Annotated in this window: 15 protein-coding genes and 4 pseudogenes; 9 read left to right on the forward strand and 10 right to left on the reverse strand. The window is 62.7% G+C overall.

The genetic code is table 11. The features are described 5' to 3' along the window. Window positions 1-8: 8 nt before the first annotated feature. From GCT13_RS22720 to GCT13_RS22730, 3 genes and pseudogenes are all read right to left on the reverse strand, one after another. Window positions 9-1,409: a response regulator receiver protein gene (locus GCT13_RS22720; protein WP_193727733.1), complete on the reverse strand. Its 1,401-nt coding sequence runs from the start codon at window positions 1,407-1,409 to the stop codon at window positions 9-11. A 441-nt stretch (window positions 1,410-1,850) separates the two neighbouring features. Then, window positions 1,851-2,234: pseudogene (locus tag GCT13_RS22725) on the reverse strand (cytochrome ubiquinol oxidase subunit I); the annotation flags it as partial. Then, window positions 2,165-2,524, reverse strand: a complete 360-nt coding sequence (locus tag GCT13_RS22730; protein ID WP_152761874.1) for a SulP family inorganic anion transporter — start codon at window positions 2,522-2,524, stop codon at window positions 2,165-2,167. The gene GCT13_RS22730 and the pseudogene GCT13_RS22725, both read right to left, overlap by 70 nt. A 246-nt stretch (window positions 2,525-2,770) precedes the next feature. Between GCT13_RS22730 and GCT13_RS22735 the strand changes: the two are divergent. The 3 genes and pseudogenes from GCT13_RS22735 (at window position 2,771) to GCT13_RS22745 (ending at window position 5,033) form a co-directional block, all read left to right on the forward strand. Next, window positions 2,771-3,362: pseudogene (locus tag GCT13_RS22735) on the forward strand (ParB-like protein). A gap of 74 nt (window positions 3,363-3,436) precedes the next feature. Beyond that, a complete protein-coding gene (locus GCT13_RS22740; RefSeq protein WP_152761842.1) occupies window positions 3,437-3,934 on the forward strand; it encodes a DUF421 domain-containing protein in 498 nt (165 codons plus the stop codon). A 313-nt stretch (window positions 3,935-4,247) separates the two neighbouring features. After that, on the forward strand, window positions 4,248-5,033 hold the full coding sequence (locus GCT13_RS22745) for an SDR family oxidoreductase (RefSeq protein ID WP_152761844.1): 786 nt from the start codon (window positions 4,248-4,250) through the stop codon (window positions 5,031-5,033). 2,129 nt (window positions 5,034-7,162) lie between these two features. On the opposite strand, the gene GCT13_RS48500 is transcribed toward GCT13_RS22745, so the two are convergent. Both GCT13_RS48500 and GCT13_RS22750 read right to left on the reverse strand, forming a co-directional pair. Next, on the reverse strand, window positions 7,163-7,345 hold the full coding sequence (locus GCT13_RS48500; RefSeq protein WP_193727734.1) for a hypothetical protein: 183 nt from the start codon (window positions 7,343-7,345) through the stop codon (window positions 7,163-7,165). Then, window positions 7,328-7,442, reverse strand: a pseudogene (locus GCT13_RS22750) (integrase); the annotation flags it as partial. The pseudogene GCT13_RS22750 and the gene GCT13_RS48500, both read right to left, overlap by 18 nt. 1,260 nt (window positions 7,443-8,702) lie before the next feature. Here GCT13_RS22750 and GCT13_RS48505 point away from each other — a divergent pair. The 6 genes from GCT13_RS48505 to GCT13_RS22775 all read left to right on the forward strand — a co-directional run bounded on the left by GCT13_RS48505 (window position 8,703) and on the right by GCT13_RS22775 (window position 16,246). Continuing rightward, on the forward strand, window positions 8,703-9,395 hold the full coding sequence (locus GCT13_RS48505; protein WP_193727735.1) for a hypothetical protein: 693 nt from the start codon (window positions 8,703-8,705) through the stop codon (window positions 9,393-9,395). A 356-nt stretch (window positions 9,396-9,751) separates the two neighbouring features. After that, window positions 9,752-11,485, forward strand: a complete 1,734-nt coding sequence (locus tag GCT13_RS22755) for an alpha-galactosidase (RefSeq protein WP_193727736.1) — start codon at window positions 9,752-9,754, stop codon at window positions 11,483-11,485. 104 nt (window positions 11,486-11,589) lie between these two features. Continuing rightward, entirely contained in the window at window positions 11,590-12,480 is an 891-nt protein-coding gene (locus tag GCT13_RS22760; RefSeq protein ID WP_321574550.1) for a LysR family transcriptional regulator, read from the forward strand. A gap of 466 nt (window positions 12,481-12,946) precedes the next feature. Next, window positions 12,947-14,149 (forward strand): CaiB/BaiF CoA transferase family protein, encoded by a 1,203-nt coding sequence (locus tag GCT13_RS22765; RefSeq protein WP_152761846.1) that lies wholly within the window; start codon window positions 12,947-12,949, stop codon window positions 14,147-14,149. After that, window positions 14,146-14,910 carry an enoyl-CoA hydratase gene (locus tag GCT13_RS22770; RefSeq protein WP_152761848.1) on the forward strand — a complete coding sequence of 255 codons (765 nt, stop codon included), beginning with the start codon at window positions 14,146-14,148 and terminating at the stop codon, window positions 14,908-14,910. The genes GCT13_RS22765 and GCT13_RS22770 overlap by 4 nt, the downstream gene beginning before the upstream one ends. 37 nt (window positions 14,911-14,947) lie before the next feature. Beyond that, on the forward strand, window positions 14,948-16,246 hold the full coding sequence (locus GCT13_RS22775) for an MFS transporter (protein ID WP_152761850.1): 1,299 nt from the start codon (window positions 14,948-14,950) through the stop codon (window positions 16,244-16,246). Between the two features lie 76 nt (window positions 16,247-16,322). Here GCT13_RS22775 and GCT13_RS22780 read toward each other — a convergent pair whose 3' ends face one another. From GCT13_RS22780 to GCT13_RS22800, 5 genes and pseudogenes are all read right to left on the reverse strand, one after another. Then, window positions 16,323-16,583, reverse strand: coding sequence for a hypothetical protein (locus GCT13_RS22780; RefSeq protein ID WP_152761852.1), 261 nt, complete (start codon window positions 16,581-16,583; stop codon window positions 16,323-16,325). 87 nt (window positions 16,584-16,670) lie between these two features. After that, window positions 16,671-16,835: an FmdB family zinc ribbon protein gene (locus GCT13_RS22785; RefSeq protein WP_152761854.1), complete on the reverse strand. Its 165-nt coding sequence runs from the start codon at window positions 16,833-16,835 to the stop codon at window positions 16,671-16,673. A gap of 150 nt (window positions 16,836-16,985) precedes the next feature. Continuing rightward, window positions 16,986-19,130 (reverse strand): response regulator, encoded by a 2,145-nt coding sequence (locus GCT13_RS22790; RefSeq protein ID WP_152761856.1) that lies wholly within the window; start codon window positions 19,128-19,130, stop codon window positions 16,986-16,988. Window positions 19,131-19,139: 9 nt separating this feature from the next. Continuing rightward, window positions 19,140-25,169, reverse strand: a complete 6,030-nt coding sequence (locus tag GCT13_RS22795) for a hybrid sensor histidine kinase/response regulator (RefSeq protein ID WP_227746948.1) — start codon at window positions 25,167-25,169, stop codon at window positions 19,140-19,142. A 473-nt stretch (window positions 25,170-25,642) separates the two neighbouring features. Continuing rightward, window positions 25,643-26,088 (reverse strand): annotated as a pseudogene (locus GCT13_RS22800) (hypothetical protein); the annotation flags it as partial.

The raw sequence follows: 26,088 nt of genomic DNA on the forward strand, positions 1-26,088 counted from the left end.
GCTGCACGCTACCGTCGGCCGAGTGCTTCCATCACCGCTTCGACCACTTCGCCGGGATCGGCGGAGCGCGGAAACCACCCGTCCCACTGTGTCCAGTCGAGGCGCGCATCGTCGGCCGAAAAGGCGATCATCACGGGACGGCCCGCGCCGGCTGTGCTGCGCAAGACGGCGTCCGACACATCGCCGTCATTGACGGCAACAAAAGGACTCGACGTGACGATGACGCGCGGATCGAGCCGCCGCACGGCATCGCGTGCTTCTTCCATCGTGAGCGTCGGCATGACGACGACACCACGCGAGGTCAGCCGGGAAGCCAGCGCCGACAACCGGCCCGCATCGGCATCGAGAATCAGCACGTCGACCCTTGCAACGCGACTGGCTGGCATCCGGCGCAGACGCGCGCGTGCGCGACGCCACTGCCTGAGCGGCCATAGCATCCGGTTGAACGCGTGCGCCAGCACGAGCCTGCGCCAGATACGCGCCGCGCTGAACGTCGCGCGGCGTGCCTGACGTTCGAGTAGCCGCTTGCTGCCGGGCAGATGCACTAACGCACATCCCTTGAACCAGCGCAGATCGCGATGCGTATTGCCGGACCAGTGTCGTCCCACCAGTCGATGCGCGCCGATATCGACGATCTGTTGCCCTTCTTCAGCAAGCAAGTTCAGTGCCGCCGAGACGAACGCTTCGTCGCCGTGGTGGTTCAACTGGTCGATCGAGGACCTGTACCGTTCGAAACATATGCGCGCGCGAGGCACGAGCTTGTCGATGAACGCCGCCGATGCCAGCAGCGCCTCGCCGCCGAACCATCGCGGATTGACAAGCCGCTTGCCCGCGACCATCTCCAGATCGGCGATGACGCGGCTCTCGCCATAAGCGGAGAACTCCTGATCGGTGATGTCGTACGCGCCGACGCCCGTCGCCCGGCAGCGCAGCAGCAGCTCCGCGCTCACGCTCCGAAGCGCGAGCATGTCGGTATCGAGCAGCATCAGCAGCTGGCCTTCGTGCAGCGTAACGGCTGCCTGCTCCAGCAAGTCGAGTTTGAAATGCGTGCCATAGAACCGCGTGACCTTCGGCAACTCGAGTGTCGATGGTTTTAGCTGCAACACATCGGGACGCCAGTCCCCGGCGACATCCGCAAGATAGCGCTCGACCCTGTCCGCCACGTTGGTCGCGACGGTCAATCGCGGCAAGCCGGCAGCGAGCAAGCTCCGGTTGAGCGTGATGGACTGTTGGAGATAGGCGAACGGATCGACGCTCGTGCTGTTGGGACTGCCAACACTGTCCGTGTCGACGTACACGAGCGCATAGGGTACGACGCCGGAATGCGAGCGCGCCACACGCGACGAACGCTGTGTCGTATGCGCGGAGGCGGACCGAAAACCGTTGCGAAAAACGGCGGTGTCAAGCATGGTCGCCTCCAGCAGACCGCATCGACGCGCGGTATGGCATTCGCCATCTCGCACGTCTCGTTACCAAAGACTAGTCGCTACGGATTACTTTATTAAGACCGTCGTCATGTCCGAAGATCGACTCTTTCGTACAGCCTACGCAGCTTCAGCTCGAAGCTCGCGATGCAACCATTCGACCTCGGGCTTCAGCGCTACTTGCCTAATGTTTGACGGATGCGGCGCTACCTCGCGTGTCGTCACAGGGGCGGCATCGTTGCCCCATGTATTGCGTACGAAGGGCAGCACACGCGCCATTTCGGTATCGGTCAGCTTGCCCGCGAACGACGGCATTTTCTTCGGGTCGGCTCCCAATTGCGTATGCGGCGCCTCGCCGCCTTCCACCAGCGAGCGCACGAGCGAATCCGTGTGCCCGCTCAATACAGCAGGGTTGCTCGCGAGCCGTGGATACTTGGGGATCACGTCCGGCCGCGCTTCGCGGCCGCGATCGAGAATGAAGCCCTCTTCAAGCGACGAACGCGAACCGTTCTGCTCCTCCTCTTCGACGCGTCCTTCCCATAGCGGATGCCGGCTCGCGACCGTCGGCGCGACGGCGAAGTTGTACGGCGGCGGTGGCGAAGTCGTCGACCATTCGAGCGTGCCCGCGTTCCACGGGTTGTCGCCTGCAACCGCGCCGCGCCGCAAGCTGTAGAGCAGATTGCACAGGAAGATCAGAATGCCGGGCGCGAGCACGAGCGAGGCCACCGACGTAATCAGGTTCACCGTGCTCCAGCCCATATCCGGCGCGTACGTATAGATGCGGCGCGGCATGCCGAGCAGTCCCGCAAGTCGGGACCGAGCACGAGGATGCGTCTGTGCCCGAACACCGCATAGGCGAGCGACGCCGCAAACGATGCATACAGTCCATTCGCGGCCGGCAATCCCGCGGCTTCGGCGTAGGCCATTCCTGCGGGAACGAGCACCGCGCTCAGCGTGACGCCCGCCACGACGTCGTGCGGCAGCCAGCGTGCCTCGTGGCCGCGCGCGACCGCAAGTCCGTTGATCCAATGCATCGGACCGTGTGACCCGGCACGCGCAGCTTTTTTCGCGTGACGGTGATCGTCGATTCTGCTGTTCATCGCGGTGTATGTTTCCGCACGCCCTGATTGCTACCCTGGCGTTTGAATCAGCAAAAACGATTCCAGACAGGTTGCGGCGGTAGCCCGCTTCAATCAGGCCCTCAGTCGGCCATCGGTCCTTCAGTCAGCCGTCAATCGTCGCGGCTGTTCTTCGAGGGTTCGTTGTTCCCATCGGGGCCGCGCGCGTCGAAAGAGCATCGGCACGGGCACAAATCCTGCGCCGCGAAGGTGGGAGGGATGGACAGCATGGAGAAACTGGAAATCGAGTGCCCGCGTCCGACGCAGATGACGCACGGCGAGCGGCAGATCAACCAGAAATCCACCATGTATGAATCATTGAACGGTCACGATCTGGACATGGCGGTCGCCGAAAAGCCCATACCCGTCGTGTACGGTCCAGGCAGCGCGCCGTACGCAATCGATCACCATCATGTCGCCGCTGCATTGTGGCGCGCCGGTATCCGCATGGTTCCGTTCGTCCTCGTCAGTGATCTGTCGTCGCTGACGCAAGCGGAGTTCTGGCTGACGCTGGAAAACAACGCGTGGACTTATCCCCATGACCCGGACGGCCGGCGGTTCGCCTTCGCTGAAATGCCTGTGCATGTATGGGAAGCCACGGACGGCGAATTCCGCGGCCTCGCGGCTGCTGTGCGCGATACGGGCGGCTATGAAAAAACATCCGTACCGCTCGAAGAATTCAGATGGGCCAACCTGTTTCGAGGTGCGCTTCCTCATCCCGATAGCGATAAGGCATTCGACGCGCTGGTCGAAAAGGCCGTCGATCTGGCGATCGACAGCCGCTATGGGACTGCCGGGATATATCGGACGGCACGCATAGGCTGGCTGGCCGTCGACGTGGCCGCTCGTTGGCGATGGCGATCGTCCGGCCGCAATGCAGGAAGGGAAAGAAAAATGGATGTGCTGATTGCAGTATTCGGCGAGGGCAAAGACCTGAACGCGCTTCAGACCGCGATGCGGGCGATAGTCGTATTCTTCGCAGCGCTGCTCTTTATCCGCATTTCCGGCCGACGCTCGTTCGGCCAGCGCTCTCCGTTCGACTATGTCGTGGCCATCCTGCTTGGCGCGACGTTGAGCCGCGTGATCGTCGGCGCGTCGCCCGTCGTTCCGACTCTGACCGCGTCGCTCGTGATCGTTCTGATCCATCGCGCGCTTGCATGGGTTTGCGTGCGGTCGCGATGGCTCGAATCGCTCGCGGTCGGAAGCGAACGCGAGATCTATCGCGAAGGCCGCTTCGACGCGCGCCAGATGTCGGCGGCTCTCATCACGAAGACGGATATCTTCGAGGCCGCGCGCCAGTCGTTTCACTCGCGCGATCTCGACGACGTGCAGGCCGCCATTCTCGAACGCAACGGCGAGGTCAGCCTCATTCGCAAACGGAACCGTTCGTGACGCAAGAGCGAGCATGAATGCACGTCGGAAATGTACGTCAATGCGCGAATGATGCGAGACAGGCATAGCGCTTGCGCTCTCTGCTGTGGTCACGGAAAACGGAGGCCGACATGCAACCAGGCGATACACCCTTGAACCCCGGAGACGAAGGACCGCCCGACGCGCCCGGTGTTGGAGAAGACATATGCATCGCATGCCGCGGAACAGGCACCGTCGAAGGGCAGCGCTGTAGTGTTTGCAACGGCACGGGAAAGGTGCTCCAGGGAATCGGCGGCGGCTAGACAAGACGAGACCTCTGGGACGGGAGAAACGGATGGACCTGAAAGACAGGGTCGCGCTCGTGACGGGCGCTGGCTCAGGCATCGGCAAGGCGTGCGCGCTCAAGATGGCGGCCGAAGGCGCGCGCGTGATCGCGCACGCGCACAAGGAACAGGAAACGAAGGCGACGGTCGATGAAATCGGCCGTGGCGGCGGCGTCGCATTCGGCATCACGGCCGATCTGCGCGACGACAAGGGCTATCAGGCAGCGCTCGAAAAGGGTATCGGCCATTTCGGCGCGCTCGATGTCGTCGTCGCGAACGCGGGGATCAACGGTGTGTGGGCGCCCATCGACGAGCTTCAGCCCGACGAATGGGACAACACGCTTGACACCAATCTGCGCGGCACCTATCTGACGCTGCACTACACGGTGCCGCATCTGAAGCGCAAAGGCCGCGGCTCGATCATCATCATTTCGTCGATCAACGGAACACGAGTCTTCAGTCATGGCGGCGCATCCGCGTATTCGACGACGAAAGGCGGCCTGCTCGCACTCGGGCAAATGACGGCACTCGAACTCGCGAAGCACAAGATACGCGTGAACGTGATATGTCCGGGCAAGATCGAATCGGAGATCGGCGAGAACACGCGCGCGCGTTCCAGCGAGGAGGCGTCGGAACCTGCCGATTATCCAGGTGGAAAAATTCCGCTGACGGACGGCCAGGCGGGAACGGGCGAGGATATCGCGGAGATGGTGAGCTTTCTCGCATCGGACCGCGCGAAGTTCATCACCGGGACGCCCGTATGGATCGACGGGGGTGAGTCGCTGCTGGTGGGATAAAGGACGCTTCCTCCATGTCTCCTCGGATATGTATGGTTTGAGCTCGCCTGACGGCGGGTTTTTGGTTCTTCGCGAATTTTCGGGGAAATGGCGGTTGCCGCTCCCCATCGGCCGGTCACGTTGACTCGACGACGATGACGGCTTTCGGGGCGCTTCCGACGTCCACGGCGCTACTGACAGCGATGCGACACCGATCTGGCGATGTGAATACGATGCTTCCCCTGATCGCGAGCCTTAACAGGCTGCTGAACAAGTGGCAGCCTGAAAGGCTCATTTTGAAACCATCTCTTTAGTCCGAACTTCGCGCAGTCAACCCGCATATCCGTGCCATTGCACAATGCAGGCGGTTGCAATCCGTTATCAATTGCCTTTCGGACGGCGGTGGTTAGCTGGGTTGGAGCGGTGGTTTCTAGTGCGAACCATTTCCACCGTTACCGCCGCCATGCCCCCCATTCGCCCCACTGCCATAACCACCGTGACCGCCGGCGCCCTGGCCTCCGCTACCCGGCCCACCGTTGCCGTGTCCGCCGTTACCCTGACCACCGCCACCTCGGCCGCTGCTTCCGTGGCCGCCGTTGCCCGAACCGCCATTACCCGCGCCGCTGCCACCTTGGCCGCCACTGCCCGAGCCGCCGTTWCCCGCGCCGCTGCCACCTTGGCCACCRCTGCCCGAACCGCCGTTGCCCGAACCGCCGCTTCCGTGGCCGCCACTGCCCGAGCCGCCGTTACCCGCGCCGCTGCCACCTTGGCCACCACTGCCCGAACCGCCGTTGCCCGMRCCGCCGCTTCCGTGGCCRCCRYTGCCCGARCCGCCGTTACCCGAACCGCCGCTTCCATGGCCGCCACTGCCTGAACCGCCGTTACCCGCGCCGCTGCCACCTTGGCCACCGCTGCCCGAACCGCCATTGCCCGAACCGCCGCTTCCATGGCCGCCACTGCCTGAACCGCCGTTACCCGCGCCGCTGCCACCTTGGCCACCGTTGCCCGAACCGCCGTTACCCGCGCCGCTGCCACCTTGGCCGCCACTTCCGTGGCCACCGCCGCCGGGACCACTGCTACCCTGACTGCTGCCACTACCTTGTCCACCCGCGCCGCTACCGCCACTGCCTTGCCCACCCGCGCTTTGTCCGACGCTCCCCGCGCTTCCGGTTGCAGTGGCTCCCGTGCTTCCGGTACCAGCGCTCCCGCCTCCTGTACTCCCCGCAGCAGTGCCTCCCACGCCCGCATCGGCTGTTCCGCCGTCGCCCGATCCCCTCTGTGCAGCTCCCGAGCTACCGACTCCAACGCCGGCCCCGCCAGCGCCTCCGATACCCGGACTTCCGACGCCCGTGCCGGCGCTGGTTGCACCGCTCGTCGCGACACCCGTATTTCCACCGCCGCCGGAACCTGCGCCGTTGCTCGCGCCCAGTCCCGAGCCGCCCGCTAATCCGGAGCCGCCTCCCGTGGCGCGCGTCCCACCTGTGAGCGGCTGGGCAACTCCAGTGAGAGTGTCGGTTACGCTTGTAGGCGAATCAATGCCATCCAAGAACGCCAGATTTGCGTCATTTGATAAGGCATCTGGCGGGTGTCCGGCGACGGGCGCGTTCGCCATCACCGCTGCCGTGTGCAGACTGACTGCCAGCATCCCGAGAATTTTCAGCGGTGCCCGTTTTCCGCGTCCCCGATTATTTTTTCTCATTTTCTATTCCTGATTAATTTGTTTGGATCGTCGTCGACCTGTTTTCAACTTTCTGGCGGCATCAGTAATGCCTCACCGTTGGCCGCCCCCCTTTTGCGTGTAGTCAAGTTATCCGGGGCACGAGGCATAGACCGTTCGGTACCCAACGCAACAGATAAGATCGGGATATCTCGCATGGAATGATCCCTAGCCGACTACCTGCGCGGAATGTGAACGCGCCCCGGCTGTTCTGGCACCGTTGACGCTTCAAAACAATTAAATAGGAACACTAACAATCAAGAGATCTTTATCGGACGATGGCCCGCAAGGTGGCCAGCAAAGCTGGTTGTGTCAATTGCGGCCGCTGAATTTTGTTTTGGACGATTTGACCACCTTGCCCGAATGGAGATGGCGTACTGAATCTGCTACCAAAAATTAGCCGCTACTTCGTCATCCTAACAACATGTGATGTTCATTTATCGGTCGTTGGTTCGCGGCCGCATTGGACGAGATTCTCCGATACGGCATGCGGCAGGTTTCGGCGTGGGATCAGCCGTTCGAACAACGACCTTTTGAAATGGATGAGCAGCAATAATTGGCCGGCAAGCGTCCGCTCGCCGGCCATGGGGTAATCAGACTCCGTTTGCACGGCCATTTCGAGCGCGTCGTCTACCTCGATCCCGAGGTATCGCACAGCACTTTCAAGTTTGGTATGGCCTTAACAGCAACTGAACCGCGCGCAGATTCCTGGTGCTAAATCACCCCAGCTTCTTCACATGAATGGTATTTGGCAGGCAGACTTTTTCCCCGGCGCTTCGATTGCCTTGCGACGGCGGTCGTTTAGCGCTTCCGCGATCTTTTGTCGACGTGCCTCTAAATCAACCAGTCGGTCCTTAGCCGATGTTAGAAGGAGGTTATTCGCTATCGTCCTGTTACTCGCAAGCCATCCCCGGATTTGCCTTATTTCCGCGTCAAGGTTGAGCAGGTTCACGAATAGATCATTTTCTTCCATCTTTTCCCAATTCGATCCGCGCCTCGCGTGGCGCGGACCCTGTTGGATCGTGTGTGCGCATGCTATGTCCCACGATCGCACAATTCAATTGGGTTCGGGCTTACAGGCACAGCGAATGCTTCACCATCGTGTCGTCGCCAACCGCGGAGTCATCGCGGACGGGCACGCCGGACGGCGACTCCGACCACCCGTCCGGATCGGCCACGAAGATGGCGAGCGTACTCATAGCTCAAAGGCTTACGATAGAAAACCTGGTCCACCGCTCCCATTGCCGTGGCGGAACCAGGGGTCGAACAAGCAGAACGGTCCCGCGGCTCATTTCGATGAGCACTCCGCAAGGAGACGGCACATGAACGTAGTGAATGGAAGGATCAGACGAAACGATCCGAAGCGTCTTGCCATGTTCAGACAGGTCAAGCTTGCGCATTCGGGTGCAGGTAGCCCGGGTGCAGGTAGTCCGGATGCAGGTAGCCCGGATGCAGACATCAAGGCCGCACCGCCTGCGCGGGGCAGACGCCTTGCGCTTTGGGTTGCGTCGGCAAGCGCATTGGCTGTCGGGGTCATGGGTATCGTCGCGTATGGCGATCGGGTCGACTATGATCAGGCGCTCGGGATCATCGAACCCACGTCGCCAGCACAACACACGTCTTGGTCCGGTGATGTCGCGCTACCATCGTCGCCTCCCGCTCGCGGAACCGCGGTTGCCAGTGCTGAGCTCGCCCCGCCTGTGTCTTCCGCTCCGTCCGATCACCGCGCTGGACCTACTCCGGATACTGCTGCGCAGCCGTCGGTTACACGAGGGCCCGGTCAGGCAAGCTATGCCGCCACACAGAATCGCCGCCATTCGGCGCCGCACGTTAGTGCAATCGCGCGGCATGCGCCCGGGATCACCCGACCCACGTCGCCAACGCAACAAGCGTCTTCGTCCGGTCGTGTCGCGAGATCATCGTCACCTCCTGCCCGGGGAGCTGAAATAGGCAATGCTGAACTCGCCCCGCCCGTGTCTTCCACTTCGTTCGATCAGCGCGGTGTACCTTCTCCGAATCCTGCTTCACTTCAGCTGGCTGAGGGACAGCCTGCAGGCGGTCACGGTGCAGGCGGTTCGGGTGCAGGCGGTGCAGGCGCGGGCGGTTCGGGCGCAGGCGGTTCGGGCGCGGGCGGTTCGGGCGCAGGCGGTTCRGGCGCAGGCGGTTCGGGCGCAGGCGGTTCGGGCGCAGGCGGTTCGGGCGCAGGCGGTTCGGGCGCAGGCGGTTCGGGCGCAGGCGGTCACGGTGCAGGCGGTTCGGGTGCAGGCGGTGCAGGCGCGGGCGGTTCGGGCGCAGGCGGTCACGGTGCAGGCGGTTCGGGCGCAGGCGGTTCGGGCGCAGGCGGTTCGGGCGCAGGCGGTTCGGGCGCGGGCGGTTCGGGCGCMGGCGGTTCGGGCGCAGGMGGTTCGGGCGCAGGCGGTTCGGGCGCGGGCGGYTCGGGTGCAGGCGGTTCGGGTGCAGGCGGTTCGGGCGCGGGCGGTTCGGGCGCAGGCGGTTCGGGTGCAGGCGCAGGCGGTCACGGCGCGGGCGGTCACGGCGCAGGCGGTCACGGCGCAGGCGGCAACGGCGCAGGCGGCAACGGCGCAGGCGGCAACGGCGGAGGCGGCAACGGCGGAGGCGGAGGCGGAGGCGGAGGCGGAGGCGGAGGCGGAGGCGGGTCAAGGTAATCGGCCGCCTTGTTTTCAGCTGCCCTTTCGTGCAAGAGACGAAGGTCATGGCGGCTACCGGACGGGGAATCCCGATTGTATGGAACATGAAGCGTGAGATCCCTTGCGTATGTCCATCTCTCTAGCGGAAGCTCCGATGGCTGTATGCAGCCGGCCGCCCCGTTCGGGGCGACACCGAGAGGCGAATGTCAGCTGCCGAAGCGCATCGGCCATATGAGCGTCCATTTGCTCAGGTAGAGGAATGATGGGAACTGGCCGAGCGCGGCCCACCACCGCGTGCTCCAGCAAATCCGCGAAGAACTTTTTGCGCGCCTACTATTCGAACTGGCTTCATGCGGACCAAGCTGGAGACGACTATGCGATTGCGTTGTCATCGGCGCGTGTTCGTTGTTCTATCGTTCATTGCGAGCCTGTATGCGTGCGGCCGCATCACCGACTCCGCAAATGGCGAAGCTGCCTGGTCCGCGCACACGCCCGCCGACATCCAACGTGCGACGCAAACACCCGTGCCTGCGCCGCCGATGGGTTGGTCATCATGGAACAGCCTGGGCGAAGGCGTGAACCATGACGTCATCAAGGCACAAGCCGATGGATTGGCGGCGTTGAACGCGCTCATTGCCTCGGGCCATCGATACGAGTATGTGAACATCGACGAAGGCTGGTGGCTCTCGGGACAACGAGACGCAAGCGGCAACTTCATCGTCGACACGGCGCAATGGCCCGGCGGAATGCAGGCCATTGCGCGATATATCCACGGCAAGGGGCTAAAGGCGGGCATCTATATCGATGCAGGTCCGCGAGGCTGCGGCAAGCGGGCCGATGGTACGCATTTCGTCGGAAGCGATCCGGCTCACTACGATCACGACTTTCTGCAATTCGCCCAATGGGGATTCGACTTCGTCAAGGTCGATTTTTGCGGGGGCGCGGTGAAAGGCTACGATCCGGCGAAAACCTATCGTTCCATTGCGCAATCTATCAGCCGGGCTTATTCGCAGACAGGCCATCGGCTGACGTTCAGCCTGTGCGACTGGGGCACGATACCCACCGACAAATCGTTTCCCGACTACAACGAAGGTCCATGGGCGTGGGGCGCCGGCGTCGGCACGATGTGGCGAACCACGCGCGACATCACACCGGACTTCGACAGCGTCATCTACAACCTGGCCGGCAACTATCATCCGGAGGGACAGCATACCGGCTACTACAACGATCCCGACATGATGGTCGCCGGAATGCGGATGTCCACCCTTCACGATCAGGCGCACATCAGCCTGTGGGCGATTTCCGGCGCGCCGATGATCCTCGGCAACGATCTCGCGAAGCCGCTCTCGCCCGACACCGCACGCCTGCTGACGAATCCGGAAGTGCTCGCAATCGATCAGGATGCGCCAGGCCTGCAAGGTCTGCTGGTCGCACAGTCCGGCCGCCTGCAGGTGTGGGCGAAGCTGCTGGCGGGAACGGGGCAGCGAGCGGTCGTCCTCTTCAACAACTCGGCGAAGGCTGCGCCGATGACGGTCACATGGGACTCGCTCGGCCTCGTTCCGTCATCGCAGGCAACGGTGCGGGACGTGTGGGCCCGGAAGGACCTCGGCCGGTTTGCGACGTCCTATACGGCACCCGGCGTGCCCGCCGGAGGCGTGATCATGCTCACGATAAGCGGCGCGGACCCTTCGCCCGTGACGTGGCAACCGGGTTCGCTGGCCGGCGGTGCCGTCTATGCGCGCTGCCCGACGTGCACGAGCGGCAAGAAGGTGACGGGCCTCGGCACCGTGAATTTCAGCGCAATGGCGTCGAGCGCGCGCGGGGGCTTCATCGAAATCGGCTACGTCAATGACAGCACACGGACCGTCTTTGCGCAGCTGACGATGGACGGCCAACGGCCTACGTTGCTCGCCTTCCCTCCGACTCGCAACGATGGAAGCATGGGCGCCATCACGGTCTACGTGCCGTTTCAAGCGGGGCCCAATGCGCTTGCGTTGTCGAATGCTGCCCCGTCGACGCCTGCACCCGACATCGGCTACGTCGCGACGATCGGCGGACCGGTGCCGCTTTCGCAAGCCATTTCGACAGCGCGCCGCGCCGAAAACTGATCGCCAGCCGAGGAACGGTCAGCCCCAACTCCGCTAGTCACCCGCGCCCCACTGACGGACAATCTCGCTCACCCGCCCTCATCAACCCGGAGATTTCAATCATCGTGAGAGTCGACACGACAACCGTTCGGCTGGTCCTCGCCATCGTGGACGAAGGCAGCATATCCCGGGCAGCGGACAAGCTGGGGCTCGCAGTGGCGGCCGCATCGCGCCGCGTATCCGATCTGGAGCAGCAGCTCGGCGCAAAGCTGTTCCGCCGTGTGCCGCACGGCGTCGATGTGACCGAATCCGGCGGCAAGCTGCTGCGCTACATCCGCCAGATCGACACGCTCGTCGACCGGCTCGCTGGCGACGCACAGACGCTTGCTCACGGGCTGGAGGGGCGCATCATCATCGGCGCGCCGAAGGCGGTCGTCATCGAATTTCTTGCGCGCGATATCGCGGGCATCCAGCGCACGTACCCGGGCATCTCGCTGAAAATCGTCGAGGAGAACAGCAAGATCGTTCAGCAGTTGCTGCGCGACAAGGTGATCGACATCGGCATCTACGAGAAAAAGAGCGGCTTTCTGGACCTGCCGCAATTGCCGTATCGGGAAGACCGTCTGGTGCTGGTCTACAGCCGGCCGCATTTCCAGTTTCCGGATACGCCCATCGCCATCGACGACCTGTTCGACATTCCCCTCGTCAGCCTCGGCAAGGGCTCGGCGATTCTTTCCGCCGTGCAGCGCGCGTATCGTAGCCGCGGCCGCCATTTCACCAACGACTATTCGGTCAACGGCTTCGACACGATGCTCGCGTTCGTGCGGCATGGCCTCGGTGTCGGCCTGATGCCGCCCGACGTGCTGGACAGCTTCCACCCCGAAGAAACGCTCGCCTGCGCCGAACTGCAAGGCGACTGGCATCAGCGCAGCTATGTGCTTTCGAGCGTCGAGGGGCACGCGCAGGCGCAGACGCTGGAGAACGTCGTCAACGCGTTGATCGAAAGGCCGCGATAGGGCGCGTGCCGGGCTCATACCGCAGCCATACCCCGGCAGTATTCCGGCGGTACTCCGGCAGTACTCCGGCAGTACTCCGGCAATACCTCGGCAATACCTCGGCAATACCCTAGCCATACCCCGGCAGTACCTTCGCCATACCCGGCCACGCCGGGCCCAACCGGCCGCACCAGGCTGAAATCCCCCATCGCCTTTCGCGATTCGCGAAACCAGCCATGATTCTTAGATGCTTGCCGCCGTCTGCCGACTGAGTGACAGTTGTAAAAACAACGAGTACCCGGAGACAACACGACGGGCGGCACATTTCGGCTCATGCACCGCAGCACCCCGGCGGCCGTCACGCACCGAGCCGCGCATACACGCCCCGACATTTCAGCAGCCCTCTCTTGCCGCTGCCGATGCAATTCCATCGATTGCCGCCATTCATGCACGGCGATCGTTCGCACAACCTTTCAGGAGACTTTACATGGCGCAAACCGACCAGGCCGCGCGATCGGCACAATCCGCACAAGCGCGAGCGTTGCCGCTGCAGGGCATCCGCGTGCTGGATGTCAGCCAGGTGATGGCGGGACCGTTTGCCTGCATGCTGCTCGCCGATCTCGGCGCCGACGTGATCAAGGTCGAACCGCTCGAAGGCGATCAGACGCGCGGCGCGATGGGGTTCAAGATGAAAGGGCCCGACAGCATGGGCTTTCTGAACATGAACCGCAACAAGCGTTCGCTCGCGCTGGACCTGAAGAGCGACGAAGGCCGCGAGTTCTTCTACAAGCTGGCGAAAACGGCCGACGTCATCGTCGAAAACTACCGGCCCGGCGTCGTGCAGCGTCTGCGGATCGACTACGAGTCGATTCGCGCGATCAATCCGAAGATCGTGTACGCGAGCATCTCCGGGTTCGGTCAGAGCGGGCCGTGGGCGTCGCGGCCCGGCTTCGATCTGATGGCGCAAGCGATGTCGGGTGTGATGAGCGTGACGGGCTACAAGGGCGGCAAGCCCGTGAAGGCGGGGGTGCCCGTCGCCGATATCGGCTGCGCGCTCTTTGCCGTCTATGGCGTGTTGTCCGCCTATATCGGCGCGCAAACGACGGGCGAGGGACAGCACATCGACGCATCGCTGTTCGACTCGGCGATGGCGTTCTCGATCTGGGACATGTCCGACTTCTGGGGCACGGGCGTGCCGCCGACGCCGCTCGGCACGAGCAACAAGATGAGCGCGCCCTATCAGGCAGTGAAGGCGCGCGACGGCTACTTCGTGATGGGCGCGACCAACCAGAAGCTGTGGACGAAGCTGTGCGAACTGCTCGAGCGCCCCGAGCTCGTCAGGCATCCCGACTACGAAACCGTGTCGCTGCGCCTCAAGAATCGCGAAGCGCTGATCGAAACGCTCGAGCAGTCGTTCGCGCGACGCGACTGCGAGGACTGGATCGAGACGATGCTCGCGGCCGGCATCCCGGCGGGCCCGATCCTCTCCTATCCCGAGGCGTTCGGCAGCGAGCACGCGCAGCATCGCGGCATGTGCATGGAGATCGATCATCCGATCGAAGGCAAGGTGAAGAACATCGGCTTCCCCGTCAAGCTGCTGGGCACGCCGCAGCGCGTGCGGCGCCACCCTCCGCTGCTCGGCGAGCACAACGAAGAACTCTTCGCCGAAATCAACGGGGCGCAGCCATGAGCGACCAGGTCAAATTGAGCATGCCCGACGCGGGCACGGCCGAGATTCTGATCGATCGTCCCGAGCGGCACAACGCCATGACGATCCCGATGTACGAAGCGTTGCTCGCGCTGATCGACCAATGCGAGCGCGATGCGGCCGTGCGTTGCATCCTGATCCGCGGCGCGGGCGGCAAGTCGTTCGCATCGGGCACCGACATCGGCTATTTCAGCGACTTTCGCGACGGACGTCAGGGCGTCGCCTACGAAGCCCTCGTCGAACGCGTGATCGATGCCGTCGAACGCATACGCGTGCCGACGCTTGCCGTCATCGACGGCTGGGCCGTGGGCGGCGGGCTCGCCCTCGCGACCGCGTGCGATTTTCGCGTGTGCAGCGACACGTCGAAATTCGGCGCGCCGATTGCGAAGACGCTGTCGAACACGCTGTCGTCACGCAATATCGCGCGGCTCCACGCGGCGTTCGGCGTGCCGCGCGTCAAAAAGATGCTGATGCTCGCCGACTATCTGAGCGCGGACGAAGCGCTCGCGTGCGGCTACGTCTATAAGGTCTGCGCGAAGGACGCGCTGGACGCAGCGGCGCGCGCGCTCGCGCAGCGCCTGAGCGCGCTGTCGCAAGTCACGCAGCATGCCGTCAAGGAAAGCCTGCGGCGCATCGTCGTCGAACAGCGCCTCGACGACGAAGACCTGATAGAGACGGTCTACGGCAGCAGCGCGTTTCGCGATGCCGTGGCCGCGTTCACGGCCGGTTCGTCGAAGCGCTAACAGCACGCTAATAGCAGAACCCATAAGAGGAGGAGACATGAAACGAATGCTGCCGAAGGCCACGACCGTGGTTCTGGCGATGCTGTGCCTGATGTACTTCATCACCTACGTGGACCGGGTCAACATCAGCACGGCTGCGGGTCAGTTCAAGAGCGAGCTCGGGCTCACGAACACGCAACTGGGACTGATCTTTTCCGCGTTTGCCTATCCGTACGTGATCTTCCAGTTCATCGGCGGATGGGTCAGCGATCGCTTCGGCGCGCGACGCACGCTAATCGCGTGCGCGGCCGTGTGGGCCGTCGCGACGGCGCTCACGGGCCTCGCGGGCGGATTCGTCTCGCTGGTCGCCGCGCGCCTGCTGCTCGGCCTCGGCGAAGGCGCGACCTTTCCCGCATCGACGAGCGCAATGGCCGCGTGGGTGACGAAGGACAAGCGCGGCATGGCGCAAGGCATCACGCATTCGTGCGCGCGACTCGGCAACGCAATCGCGCCGATGCTGGTGCTCGCGCTGATGACCGCGTTCGACTGGCGCTTCTCGTTCTATCTGCTCGGCGCGCTCAGCGCGGGATGGCTCGTGCTGTGGCTTCTCACGTACACGGAGCGGCCCGCCGATCATCCGCGCATCACGCGTGAGGAACTGGCGATACTGCCGCCGCCGAAGACGACACATCCCGCCGATGCGCGCGGCACGTGGATGCGGCTCTATCGGCGCATGGCGCCCGTGTCCGCTGTCTACTTCTGCTACAACTGGATTCTGTGGCTGATGCTCGACTGGATGCCGCTCTACTTCATGCACAGCTTCCATCTGAACATCAAGAAGGCCGTCGTGTTCACATCGGGCGTGTTCATTGCCGGCGTGGTCGGCGATCTGGCGGGCGGTCTCATCAGTGACCGGCTGTTGCGCAAGACGGGCAACGTCAAGCTGGCGCGCAGCTATTTCGTCGCGTTCTGCATGGCGCTCACGGGTCTGTCGCTGGTGCCCGTCGTGCGGCTGCACGATCCAATGTACTCGCTCGTGTTTCTTGGCGCCGCGATGTTCTTCAATGAAATGAACATCGGTCCGATGTGGGCGATCCCGATGGACATCGCCTACGATCGCGCGGGCACGGCGAGCGGAATCATGAGCGGCAATGGCTTCATCGCGGCGATCGTGAGCCCGGTGGTGGCAGGTTATGTCGTCGATCACATCGGCAACTGGAACGTGACCTTCATGCTGTCGATCGGGATCATGATCTGCGGAATCGTGTTGAGCTTCGCGATGAAGCCCGACGTCGCATTTGCCGATAGCGCGCAAGCCGACGGGCCGCGCCGCATCGCAGAGCCGTCGACTTTCTGAGCGTCGGGGAAAAATAACGCACCGTCCGCTTCGCAACTGCTGCGAACGCGTCCGGTGAAGCGCAAGTGCGGCGGCGTCAGCGATGAACGTTGCCGTCGGGAGCAGGCAACGCAAAGCCCTTCGCCTGCTCCCGGTCCTGCAGGTTCACTGCGGCAATGACAGTGTTTCGCGGAATCAGGATTTTCAATCCGTCATGTTCCGCTTCGCAGATGCCCTCGCTTGCATCGAATGTTTCGCAAACCAACTGGCACCAGTCGTCCCGTTTCCCGTGCTCCTTGAACACCTCGGGTGAGACGTCGCGCCAGTAGGCGCCATGCAGAATGACGAGCCATGCCATCACGACCTCGTGACGTTAAGACGTGTTTTCATGCATCCATTTACCGCACAACGGCATGCGTCATGACGGCGGAATGCGATCGGGCGCTCAACTCTTCCTGGAAGTCTTCGCGACGAACGGCGTGGGTGCATGCTGCACCTTGTCGCTCCCGCATTTGGGACATTTCAGTTGCACCGTTGCATGTTCTGCGACGTGCTCCGCATGTTCGAACGTTTCACCACAACTTTGGCAACGATACTGGTAGGTCGGCATGCTGATCCTCCCGTACGGATGAATGGGATGCGGGTGCCGTGGCTGCGCGATCATGCGCATTCGGGCGACGTCGGCTCATCTCATTCTAGTTCGTGCGCGGGGTGCGCACATACCATCGTTTGCGCGATCGGACGAAACCGCCAACGAAAATCACGTCGCGGCCATGCCGTCATAATCGCGGCCCTCTTCGCGCGTGGCCAGCAGTTCGAGCAGCGCCGCAGGATCGGCGGGCTTGACGAGATAGTGGTCGACGCCTGCTTCCATCGCCTGCCGCACGTTCTCTTCCTGGCCATAGCCGCTTAGCGCGATCATCAACGCGCGTGGGCAAGCGCTTCCCTGCCGCAGATATCGCGCGAGCTCGTAGCCCGTCATGTCCGGCAGCCCGATGTCGAGCACGACCACGTCGGGCTTCATGTCCGCGGCGACGCCCAATGCGGACTCGCCGTCCGTCGCGCATCGGACGATGTAGCCGTGTATCGCGAGCAGCGCTTCGAGGCTTTCTGCGGAAGCCACGAGATCGTCCACGACGAGAACGCGCGTCACCGCCTTGCGGTTCAGATGGACGACAGTGGCGCGTACGGGCGTGATGCGCTCGGTCATGGTGCCGGGCAAGCGGATCGTAAACTCCGAGCCTTTGCCGAGCCCTTCGCTCCTGCACTGAACGGACCCGCCGTGCAGTTCCGTCAGATGACGGACGAGCGTCAGTCCGATGCCGAGTCCCCCGAGTGAGCGATGCAGCGACGCATCGGCTTGCGCGAAAAGATCGAACACGTGCGGCAGGAATGCCGCGTCGATGCCTTGTCCGTCATCGGCGACGGTAATCGACGCGATGCCGTCGGCAAAGCGCGTCGACAGCGAGATATGCCCGCCTTGCGGCGTGAACTTCGACGCGTTGTTCAGCAGGTTCGCGACGATCTGCGCGAGCCGGACGACGTCGCCATCCACGACAGCATCGACGGCCTCTTCGTCACAGGTCAACGTTTGCGAGTGACGTATGAGATGAGGACGGCTCGTCTCCACCGCCCGGCCGATCACGACGGAAAGCGGCACAGGCGCCTTGCGCAGCGTCACCGTGCCCCTCGCGATACGCGACACGTCCAGCAGATCTTCGACGATGCGAACCATATGCTCGACCTGCGTGCCGACGATCTCGCTCGCCCAGCGGAGCACTTCCGCATCGCCCTTCTTCGCGCTGCGCATCACGGCGGCTGCATTGGCGATCGGCGCGAGGGGATTGCGCAGTTCATGCGCGAGCATCGCGAGGAATTCGTTCTTGCGCCTGTCGCCATCGCGGATCGTCGAAAACAGCAGCGCGTTCTCGAGCGCGATGGCAGCACGGCTGACGAACTCCTGGACGAGCGTGGTCCGCTCGGCGGGCATCGGCCCTGCGGCTGCGCAGAGCACGAGCACGCCCTTCTGGCTGGCCGTCAACAGCGGAAACGCGCTCACACACCGGATGCCTTCGCAAGAGCACGCATCGCCGATGCTTTCGGTAACGAACTCGTCGATACCAGGCTCGTTTTCAGAACTGCTCTCATGCAGCAGTCGATCGACGAAGCGGCTCACGCCGGGAAAGGCCCGCGCGAGCGGGCCGGCTCGGAATGCGGCGAAATCCGGCGGATGCTGATCGTTGCGCCGCGCCGACCTTGCCGTATAGTCCGCGGCGAATTCGCCGATGCCCTTCACTGCGACGAACGCGGTCTCGGCGAGTTCGCCCGATGCAAGCTCCGCGATGCGCTGCAACGTCGTATCGATTTCGAGCGAGCGGGTCAGCACGTGGCTCGCGGCGGCCAGAAAATCGGCGCGTTGCCGCGCGCGCTCGGCAGCCGCCCTGCCCGCTTCCGCACGCACGAACGCTTCGCGTTCTTCCGCGCGCAACAGCAGCTCCTTGTGCATCCGGTGCATTTCCACGAAGACCTTGACCTTCGAGCGCAGAATCTCCGGAACGACGGGCGCGGAAATATAGTCGACGGCGCCCAGCAAATAGGCGCGCTTCATCTCGGACTCGTCGATATATGCGGTCACGAAGATGATCGGCGTGCTGGCCGTGCGCCGGTAAGTGCGCAACAGCGACGCCGTTTCGAGACCGTCCATGCCCGGCATGTTGACGTCGAGCAGGATGACCGCGAAGTTACGCTCCAGCACGGCCTTCAGCGCTTCACGCCCTGACTCGACCGTAATCACGTTCTCACCGAGCTCTTCGAGAATCGTGCGCATCACGAGGTGCTGCTGCGGCAAGTCATCCACGACGAGAATGTTGACGGGTTGCCGCGAGGAGGCGACGGCATTGTCCATTGCGCTCTCCTAGCGATGCAGCCACGCATGAAGCACCGCGAGCAGATCCTCGCGGTTGACGGGCTTCGACAGATAGTCCCACGCGCCCGCTTCGATGCAGCGTTCGCGGTCGCCCTTCATCGCTTTCGCCGTCACCGCGATGATCGGCAGCGTGCGGCCGACTTCGCGCTTGCGGATCTCTCTCGTCGTCGCGAGGCCGTCCATCTCCGGCATCATGATGTCCATCAGAATGATGTCGATCTCGTCGTCCGCTTCGACGAGCCGGATCGCGTCCCTGCCGTTGTCGGCCCAGACATGCTGCATTCCGTGATCCTCGAGGACGGTTGCGAGCGCAAATATATTGCGCATGTCGTCGTCGACGATCAGCGCCTTTCGGCCGGTGAGATCTGCACTCGCGCCATGCAGACTATCGATCACGTCGCGTGCTTCATCGTGTAGCCACTTGCGGTCGAAGTGCAGCGATGCGACTGTCGCATCGAGCAGGCGGCCCATGTCCGAAACGGCCAGCGGCCGGAACGTTTCGATGTCGCGCGCCCATGCGCCCGGCTCTTTCCCGTGCGTCAGCACGACGAACGGCAGCGGCGCGAAAAGTCCTCTGTTCGAGAGCGCCGCCTTGATGTCCTCGAGGCTCGACTCGAACAGTTCCGCGCCGATCGCAACCGCGCCCAGATTCTTGTCGGCAATCCCCGCCATCAACTGCTCGCGTGTTGCCGCAAATACAGGCGCAATCTTGTCGCTCGACAACGACGAGGCGAAGTGCTCGCGCCCGGGCGAATCGGGAAGCGCGACGAGCAGCTTGCGCGGCGTCGTATCGGCGTAGCGGGCCAGCACGGTCAACGCGTCGTCCAGTATTTCGCGGGCCTGGATCGGCTTCGCGAGAAAGGCGAACGCGCCCGCCTGCAATGCGCGCTCGCGCGACTCGTCCGTCGAGATCACGCAGACGGGCATGTGCCGCGTGGCCATATCGTGCTTGAGGCGGCCCAACACACGCCAGCCGTCCATATCCGGCAGGAACAGATCGAGCGTGATGACATCGGGCTTGAACTGATCGGCGAGCGTCAACGCGGGCGCGCCAAGCGGCGTGACGAGCCCCTTGAAGCCGCGCTCGCGCGCCGCATCCAGCAGGAAATGCGCGAACGCCAGATCGTTTTCGACGATCAGCAGCACGCGGTCTCCAGGCATGATGTTGAAGCGGTCGTCTTCGGGCGTGCCCGCCAGTTCGCGCGTTTCGCTGACGACGGTATCGATGAACTCATGCGCCGCAAGCGCGCCGGCCTCGCTCGCGGCGTCGCTTAGGGCGGCCGCAGCATCGTCGCCGGAAACAGAGACGGTCTTTCTCGCGACGCGGCCCATCTCGCCCGACAACGGCAGATAGAGCGTGAAAGTGCTGCCCTTGTTCGGCGAGCTGACGAGCCGGATTTCTCCGCCCAGCAGTTTCGACAATTCGCGGCTGATCGCAAGGCCAAGCCCGGTGCCGCCGTATTTCCGGCTCGTGCTGCCATCGGCCTGCTGGAATGCCTCGAAGATGATCTGCTGCTTGTCCGCCGAAATGCCGATGCCCGTGTCGGACACCGAGAACGCAATGACCTCTTTCGCGCGATTGAGCCCTTCGTTGTCCGCGTTCCATCCGCCGAATACTTCTTCGATCGATAACGTGACATGCCCGCGATGCGTGAATTTGAATGCGTTCGACAACAGGTTCTTGAGAATCTGCTGCAAGCGCTTGATGTCGGTGTGGAACGACGCAGGCAGACGCGTGCCGAGATGGATCACGAAGTCCACGTTGCGCGCTTCGGCGACGTGGCGGAACGTGCGCTCGACATACGACATGAGATCGGCGAGGCGATGTTCGGCGAAGTCCATCACCACCGTTCCCGACTCGATCTTCGACAGATCCAGAATGTCGTTGATCAGCATGAGCAGCTCGTTGCCCGACGAGTGTATCGTTCTGGAGAACTCGATCTCTTTCGTCGACAGATTGCCTTCGGGGTTCTTGCACAACTGATCGGAAAGAATGAGCAGGCTGTTGAGCGGCGTGCGCAACTCGTGCGACATGTTGGCCAGGAATTCCGATTTGTACTTCGACGTCAGCGCGAGCTGCTTTGCTTTTTCTTCTAGTGCCTGGCGCGCCTGCTCGACTTCGGTGTTCTTGCGCTCGACTTCCTGATTCTGATGCGCGAGAAGCCGTGCCTTTTCCTGCAGTTCTTCGTTGGTCTGCTGCAGTTCTTCCTGACGGCTCTGCAATTCATGCGCGAGCGACTGCGATTGCTTGAGCAGATTTTCCGTTCTCGTGTTGGCCTCGATCGTATTGATGACGATGCCGATGCTCTCCGTCAGCTGATCGAGAAACGCGAGGTGAGTGGGATTGAAGCACTCGGACGAAGCGAGTTCGATCACGCCCTTCACCTGCCCTTCGAACACGATGGGGAGCACGAGAACATTGTGCGGCACGATGCTGATCAGCCCGGACGTGATGCGGATGTTGTCGGCGCCGGACGGCTCCAGCAGAATCTTGCGACGCTCGACTGCGCATTGGCCGATGAGTCCTTCGCCCAGTTGCACGCGCTTGCCATGCGACAGATGACCACTCGACGCATAGCTCGCCATGAGCCGCAACGACGCGGCATCGTCGGACGAATCGAGCACGAAGAACTCGGCCTGCTGAACGCCGACCACGGGCGCGAGTTCTGAAAGGATCAACTGGCCGACGGCGACGAGATCCTTCTGCCCTTGCAGCATGCGGCTGAACTTGGCGAGGTTCGTCTTGAGCCAGTCCTGTTCGGTGTTGACCTGCGTCGTGTCCTTCAGGTTGCGGATCATCTCGTTGATCGTGTCCTTCAGGGCCGCGACTTCGCCGAGCGCCTCGACGGTGATCGACCGTGTGAGGTCGCCCTGCGTGACGGCCGTCGCCACTTCGGCGATGGCCCGCACCTGCGTCGTCAGATTCGCCGCAAGCTGGTTGACGTTTTCCGTCAGCCCCTTCCACGTCCCCGACGCGCCCGGCACCTTGGCCTGGCCGCCGAGCTTGCCCTCGACGCCGACCTCGCGCGCCACGGTCGTCACCTGATCGGCGAACGTCGCGAGCGTATCCGTCATGCTGTTGATCGTGTCCGCGAGCGCCGCGATCTCGCCTTTCGCTTCCACCGTCAGCTTGCGCGCGAGGTCGCCGTTCGCGACGGCCGTCACGACCTTCGCGATGCCGCGCACCTGGCTCGTCAGGTTGCCCGCCATGAAGTTCACGTTGTCGGTCAGATCCTTCCACGTGCCCGCGACACCCTGCACGTAGGCCTGGCCGCCGAGCTTGCCTTCCGTGCCGACTTCGCGCGCCACGCGCGTCACTTCCGATGCGAACGAGCGCAACTGGTCGACCATTGTGTTGATCGTGTTCTTCAGCTCCAGAATCTCGCCCTTCACGTCGACGGTGATCTTCTTCGACAGATCGCCCGCTGCAACGGCCTTGGTCACGTCCGCAATATTGCGCACCTGCGCCGTCAGATTGCCCGCCATGAAGTTCACGTTGTCGGTCAGATCTTTCCACGTGCCCGCAACGCCTTGCACATCGGCCTGGCCGCCGAGCTTGCCTTCCGTGCCCACTTCGCGCGCAACACGCGTCACTTCCGATGCAAACGAGCCGAGCTGATCGACCATCGTGTTGATCGTGTTCTTCAGTTCGAGAATCTCGCCCTTCACGTCGACGGTGATCTTCTTCGACAGATCGCCCGCTGCAACGGCCTTGGTCACGTCCGCAATATTGCGCACCTGCGCCGTCAGATTGCCCGCCATGAAGTTCACGTTGTCGGTCAAATCCTTCCACGTGCCCGCGACGCCCTGCACGTCCGCCTGGCCGCCGAGCTTGCCTTCCGTGCCGACTTCGCGCGCGACGCGCGTCACTTCCGATGCGAACGAGCGCAACTGATCGACCATCGTGTTGATCGTGTTTTTCAGTTCGAGTATTTCGCCTTTGACGTCGACGGTGATCTTCTTCGACAGATCGCCGGCCGCGACGGCAGTCGTCACCTCGGCGATATTGCGCACCTGTGCCGTCAGATTGCTGCCCATCGAATTGACCGAGTCGGTCAGATCTTTCCATGTACCCGCAACGCCTTGCACGTCCGCCTGGCCGCCGAGCTTGCCTTCCGTGCCGACTTCGCGCGCGACGCGCGTCACTTCCGATGCAAATGAACTGAGCTGATCCACCATCGTATTGATCGTGTTCTTAAGCTCCAGAATCTCGCCCTTCACATCGACGGTGATCTTCTTCGACAGATCACCCGCTGCAACGGCCGTCGTCACTTCGGCGATATTGCGTACCTGTGCCGTCAGATTGCTGCCCATCGAATTGACCGAGTCGGTCAGATCTTTCCATGTACCGGCAACGCCCTGCACCTCCGCCTGGCCGCCGAGCTTGCCTTCCGTGCCGACTTCACGCGCGACACGCGTCACTTCCGATGCGAACGAGCGCAACTGGTCGACCATTGTGTTGATCGTGTTCTTCAGCCCGAGTATTTCGCCCTTCACATCGACGGTGATCTTCTTCGACAGGTCGCCCGCCGCGACGGCCGTCGTCACCTCGGCGATGTTGCGCACCTGTGCCGTCAGATTGCTGCCCATCGAATTGACCGAGTCGGTCAGGTCCTTCCATGTGCCGGCGACGCCCTGCACCTCTGCCTGGCCGCCGAGCTTGCCTTCCGTGCCGACTTCACGCGCGACGCGCGTCACTTCCGACGCAAACGAACGCAGCTGATCGACCATCGTATTGATCGTGTTTTTCAGTTCGAGTATTTCGCCCTTGACGTCGACAGTGATCTTCTTGGACAAGTCGCCTGTTGCAACCGCGACCGTGACCTCTGCGATGTTGCGCACCTGGCTCGTGAGATTGCCCGCCATGAAGTTCACGTTGTCGGTCAGATCCTTCCACGTGCCCGCGACGCCCTGCACGTCCGCCTGGCCGCCGAGCTTGCCCTCCGTGCCCACTTCGCGCGCGACGCGTGTCACCTCCGACGCGAACGAGCGCAGCTGATCGACCATCGTGTTGATCGTGTTCTTCAGTTCGAGTATTTCGCCTTTGACGTCGACAGTGATCTTCTTCGACAGATCGCCGGCGGCGACGGCCTTCGTCACTTCGGCGATGTTGCGCACCTGGCTCGTGAGATTGCCCGCCATCGAGTTGACCGAATCGGTCAGGTCTTTCCACGTGCCGGCGACGCCCTGCACGTCGGCCTGGCCGCCGAGCTTGCCTTCCGTGCCGACCTCGCGCGCGACGCGCGTCACTTCGACGGCAAACGTGCCGAGCTGCTCGACCATCGTGTTGATCGTCTTGGCCGTGTGCAGGAACTCGCCCTGCAACGCACGGCCATCTGCTTCGAGCGCCATGCTCTTCGAAAGATCGCCCTGCGCGACCGCGCCGATCACCCGGGCGACTTCGCTCGTCGGATGAACGAGGTCGGCGATCAGCGAATTCACCGCATCGATCGAATCGCCCCAGAAGCCGCGCGCATACGGAAGCGCGGCGCGCTCCTTCAGCCGTCCTTCCTTGCCGACCACCCGGCTCAAACGGCCGAGTTCTTCGGACATGCAGATGCTCTGCTCGACAACATCGTTGAAGACTTGCGCGACTTTGCCGTGCATGCCCGTCCAGTCCGCCGGCAACGAAACGGCCTCTCCTTTTTGCAAGGCAGCCAGCGCGGCGAGCACTGTTCTTGTGCATTCGTGAGCGGTCGTCACACTGTCGAACAGCTGATTCACCTGGGACGTGCTATCGAGCCAGACGCCTGCCAGCGCATCGCTACTGACCGCGACTTCCTTCGGCAGGAAGCCGGGACCGGACAGACGCCTCGACATCTTGCCGATGTCCTGCGCGACGCGCCCCGTCTGCGAAGACAACAGATTGAATTCGGACGCAACTTTACCGGCGTCGCCTTCCCAGTCATCCGGCAGACGATATGACGTGTCTCCCCGGCGCAGCGCATTTAGCGCAGCAGCGATATGGGCAAGCTGATCATTGGATTGCTGCGGTGACTCGACTGCGAACGTGTCCATGCGTTCCTCACCTGTCACAAATAAGCGGCTTTATTCTCGTTTTGAATTGCGTGCTTTCACAAACTTCTTGGGTCTATGTCTTTGCTCTATTTCCACCGGAGTCGCGTCTGGGCAGGCGAACGCCTGCACCGGGCAAGCTGGATGCCCAGCAAGCATAGACGTTACCAGCTATACGCATGCATCGGGAGGCACGCCGCTATTAAATTTGTCGTGAGCTTCCAGGCTGACGTCGACGCACGCAACAAAGAATAGATGAATCCCCGGTGAAATGTTAAAGGTGGATTACAAGCTGTGATCCAGCCTAAAGATAACCGGTACTTGTTTCCGGTTTTTTTTAAAGACCCGTATTTTTTTCTTGAGCATGTCGAGCCGACTTTGCTTAAGAATAAAAAAGCCCGGCGATTGCCGGGCAAGCAAAGCATTCGAGTCATCGCCGCCAGACCTCGGCGGCGAATCCTCGATGTCACTTCATATTATTGGCCCGTGTAGCCAACAGGAACCGTCGAATTGTTCTTCGCAACGGTCGCGTTGTTCGACACGATGTACTGCGGCACTTCCGTCAGCGTCAGCGACACCTGGCCGTTCGAGTAGGGAACCGTCGTGGTATTGCCGTAGCCATCAATCTTCGTCACGTTGCCCGACGTACCCGGATTGTCGACCTGCAGCGAATAGCCGGTCGAATACGTCTGGCTGTACGTGCCATTGCTCGTCGGCCACTGGCTGTTGCTGTGCGCCCATGCGGCCGTCACGACCTTGCCGTCGCCGAGCTGCTGGAAGGCATACGCGAACGTACCCCCCGGCGTGCCCTTGACGCGGCCCAGCGTGTTCGTGCCGTCGAGCACGCGGGTCATCGTTGCGAAGGCCATCGCTTCAGGCTTCGGCGACAGATTCGACGCACCGAACGCGCCCTGCGCGTTGT

The organism is Paraburkholderia franconis (assembly GCF_009362735.1).
Classification (GTDB): domain Bacteria; phylum Pseudomonadota; class Gammaproteobacteria; order Burkholderiales; family Burkholderiaceae; genus Paraburkholderia; species Paraburkholderia franconis.

Coding starts and splice junctions, on each gene's coding strand:
- GCT13_RS22720 (WP_193727733.1), bottom strand. CDS start 1,409: ATGCTTGACACCGCCGTTTTTCGCAACGGTTTTCGGTCCGCCTCCGCG.
- GCT13_RS22730 (WP_152761874.1), bottom strand. CDS start 2,524: ATGAACAGCAGAATCGACGATCACCGTCACGCGAAAAAAGCTGCGCGT.
- GCT13_RS22740 (WP_152761842.1), top strand. CDS start 3,437: ATGGATGTGCTGATTGCAGTATTCGGCGAGGGCAAAGACCTGAACGCG.
- GCT13_RS22745 (WP_152761844.1), top strand. CDS start 4,248: ATGGACCTGAAAGACAGGGTCGCGCTCGTGACGGGCGCTGGCTCAGGC.
- GCT13_RS48500 (WP_193727734.1), bottom strand. CDS start 7,345: ATGGCCGTGCAAACGGAGTCTGATTACCCCATGGCCGGCGAGCGGACG.
- GCT13_RS22755 (WP_193727736.1), top strand. CDS start 9,752: ATGCGATTGCGTTGTCATCGGCGCGTGTTCGTTGTTCTATCGTTCATT.
- GCT13_RS22765 (WP_152761846.1), top strand. CDS start 12,947: ATGGCGCAAACCGACCAGGCCGCGCGATCGGCACAATCCGCACAAGCG.
- GCT13_RS22770 (WP_152761848.1), top strand. CDS start 14,146: ATGAGCGACCAGGTCAAATTGAGCATGCCCGACGCGGGCACGGCCGAG.
- GCT13_RS22775 (WP_152761850.1), top strand. CDS start 14,948: ATGAAACGAATGCTGCCGAAGGCCACGACCGTGGTTCTGGCGATGCTG.
- GCT13_RS22780 (WP_152761852.1), bottom strand. CDS start 16,583: ATGGCATGGCTCGTCATTCTGCATGGCGCCTACTGGCGCGACGTCTCA.
- GCT13_RS22785 (WP_152761854.1), bottom strand. CDS start 16,835: ATGCCGACCTACCAGTATCGTTGCCAAAGTTGTGGTGAAACGTTCGAA.
- GCT13_RS22790 (WP_152761856.1), bottom strand. CDS start 19,130: ATGGACAATGCCGTCGCCTCCTCGCGGCAACCCGTCAACATTCTCGTC.
- GCT13_RS22795 (WP_227746948.1), bottom strand. CDS start 25,169: ATGGACACGTTCGCAGTCGAGTCACCGCAGCAATCCAATGATCAGCTT.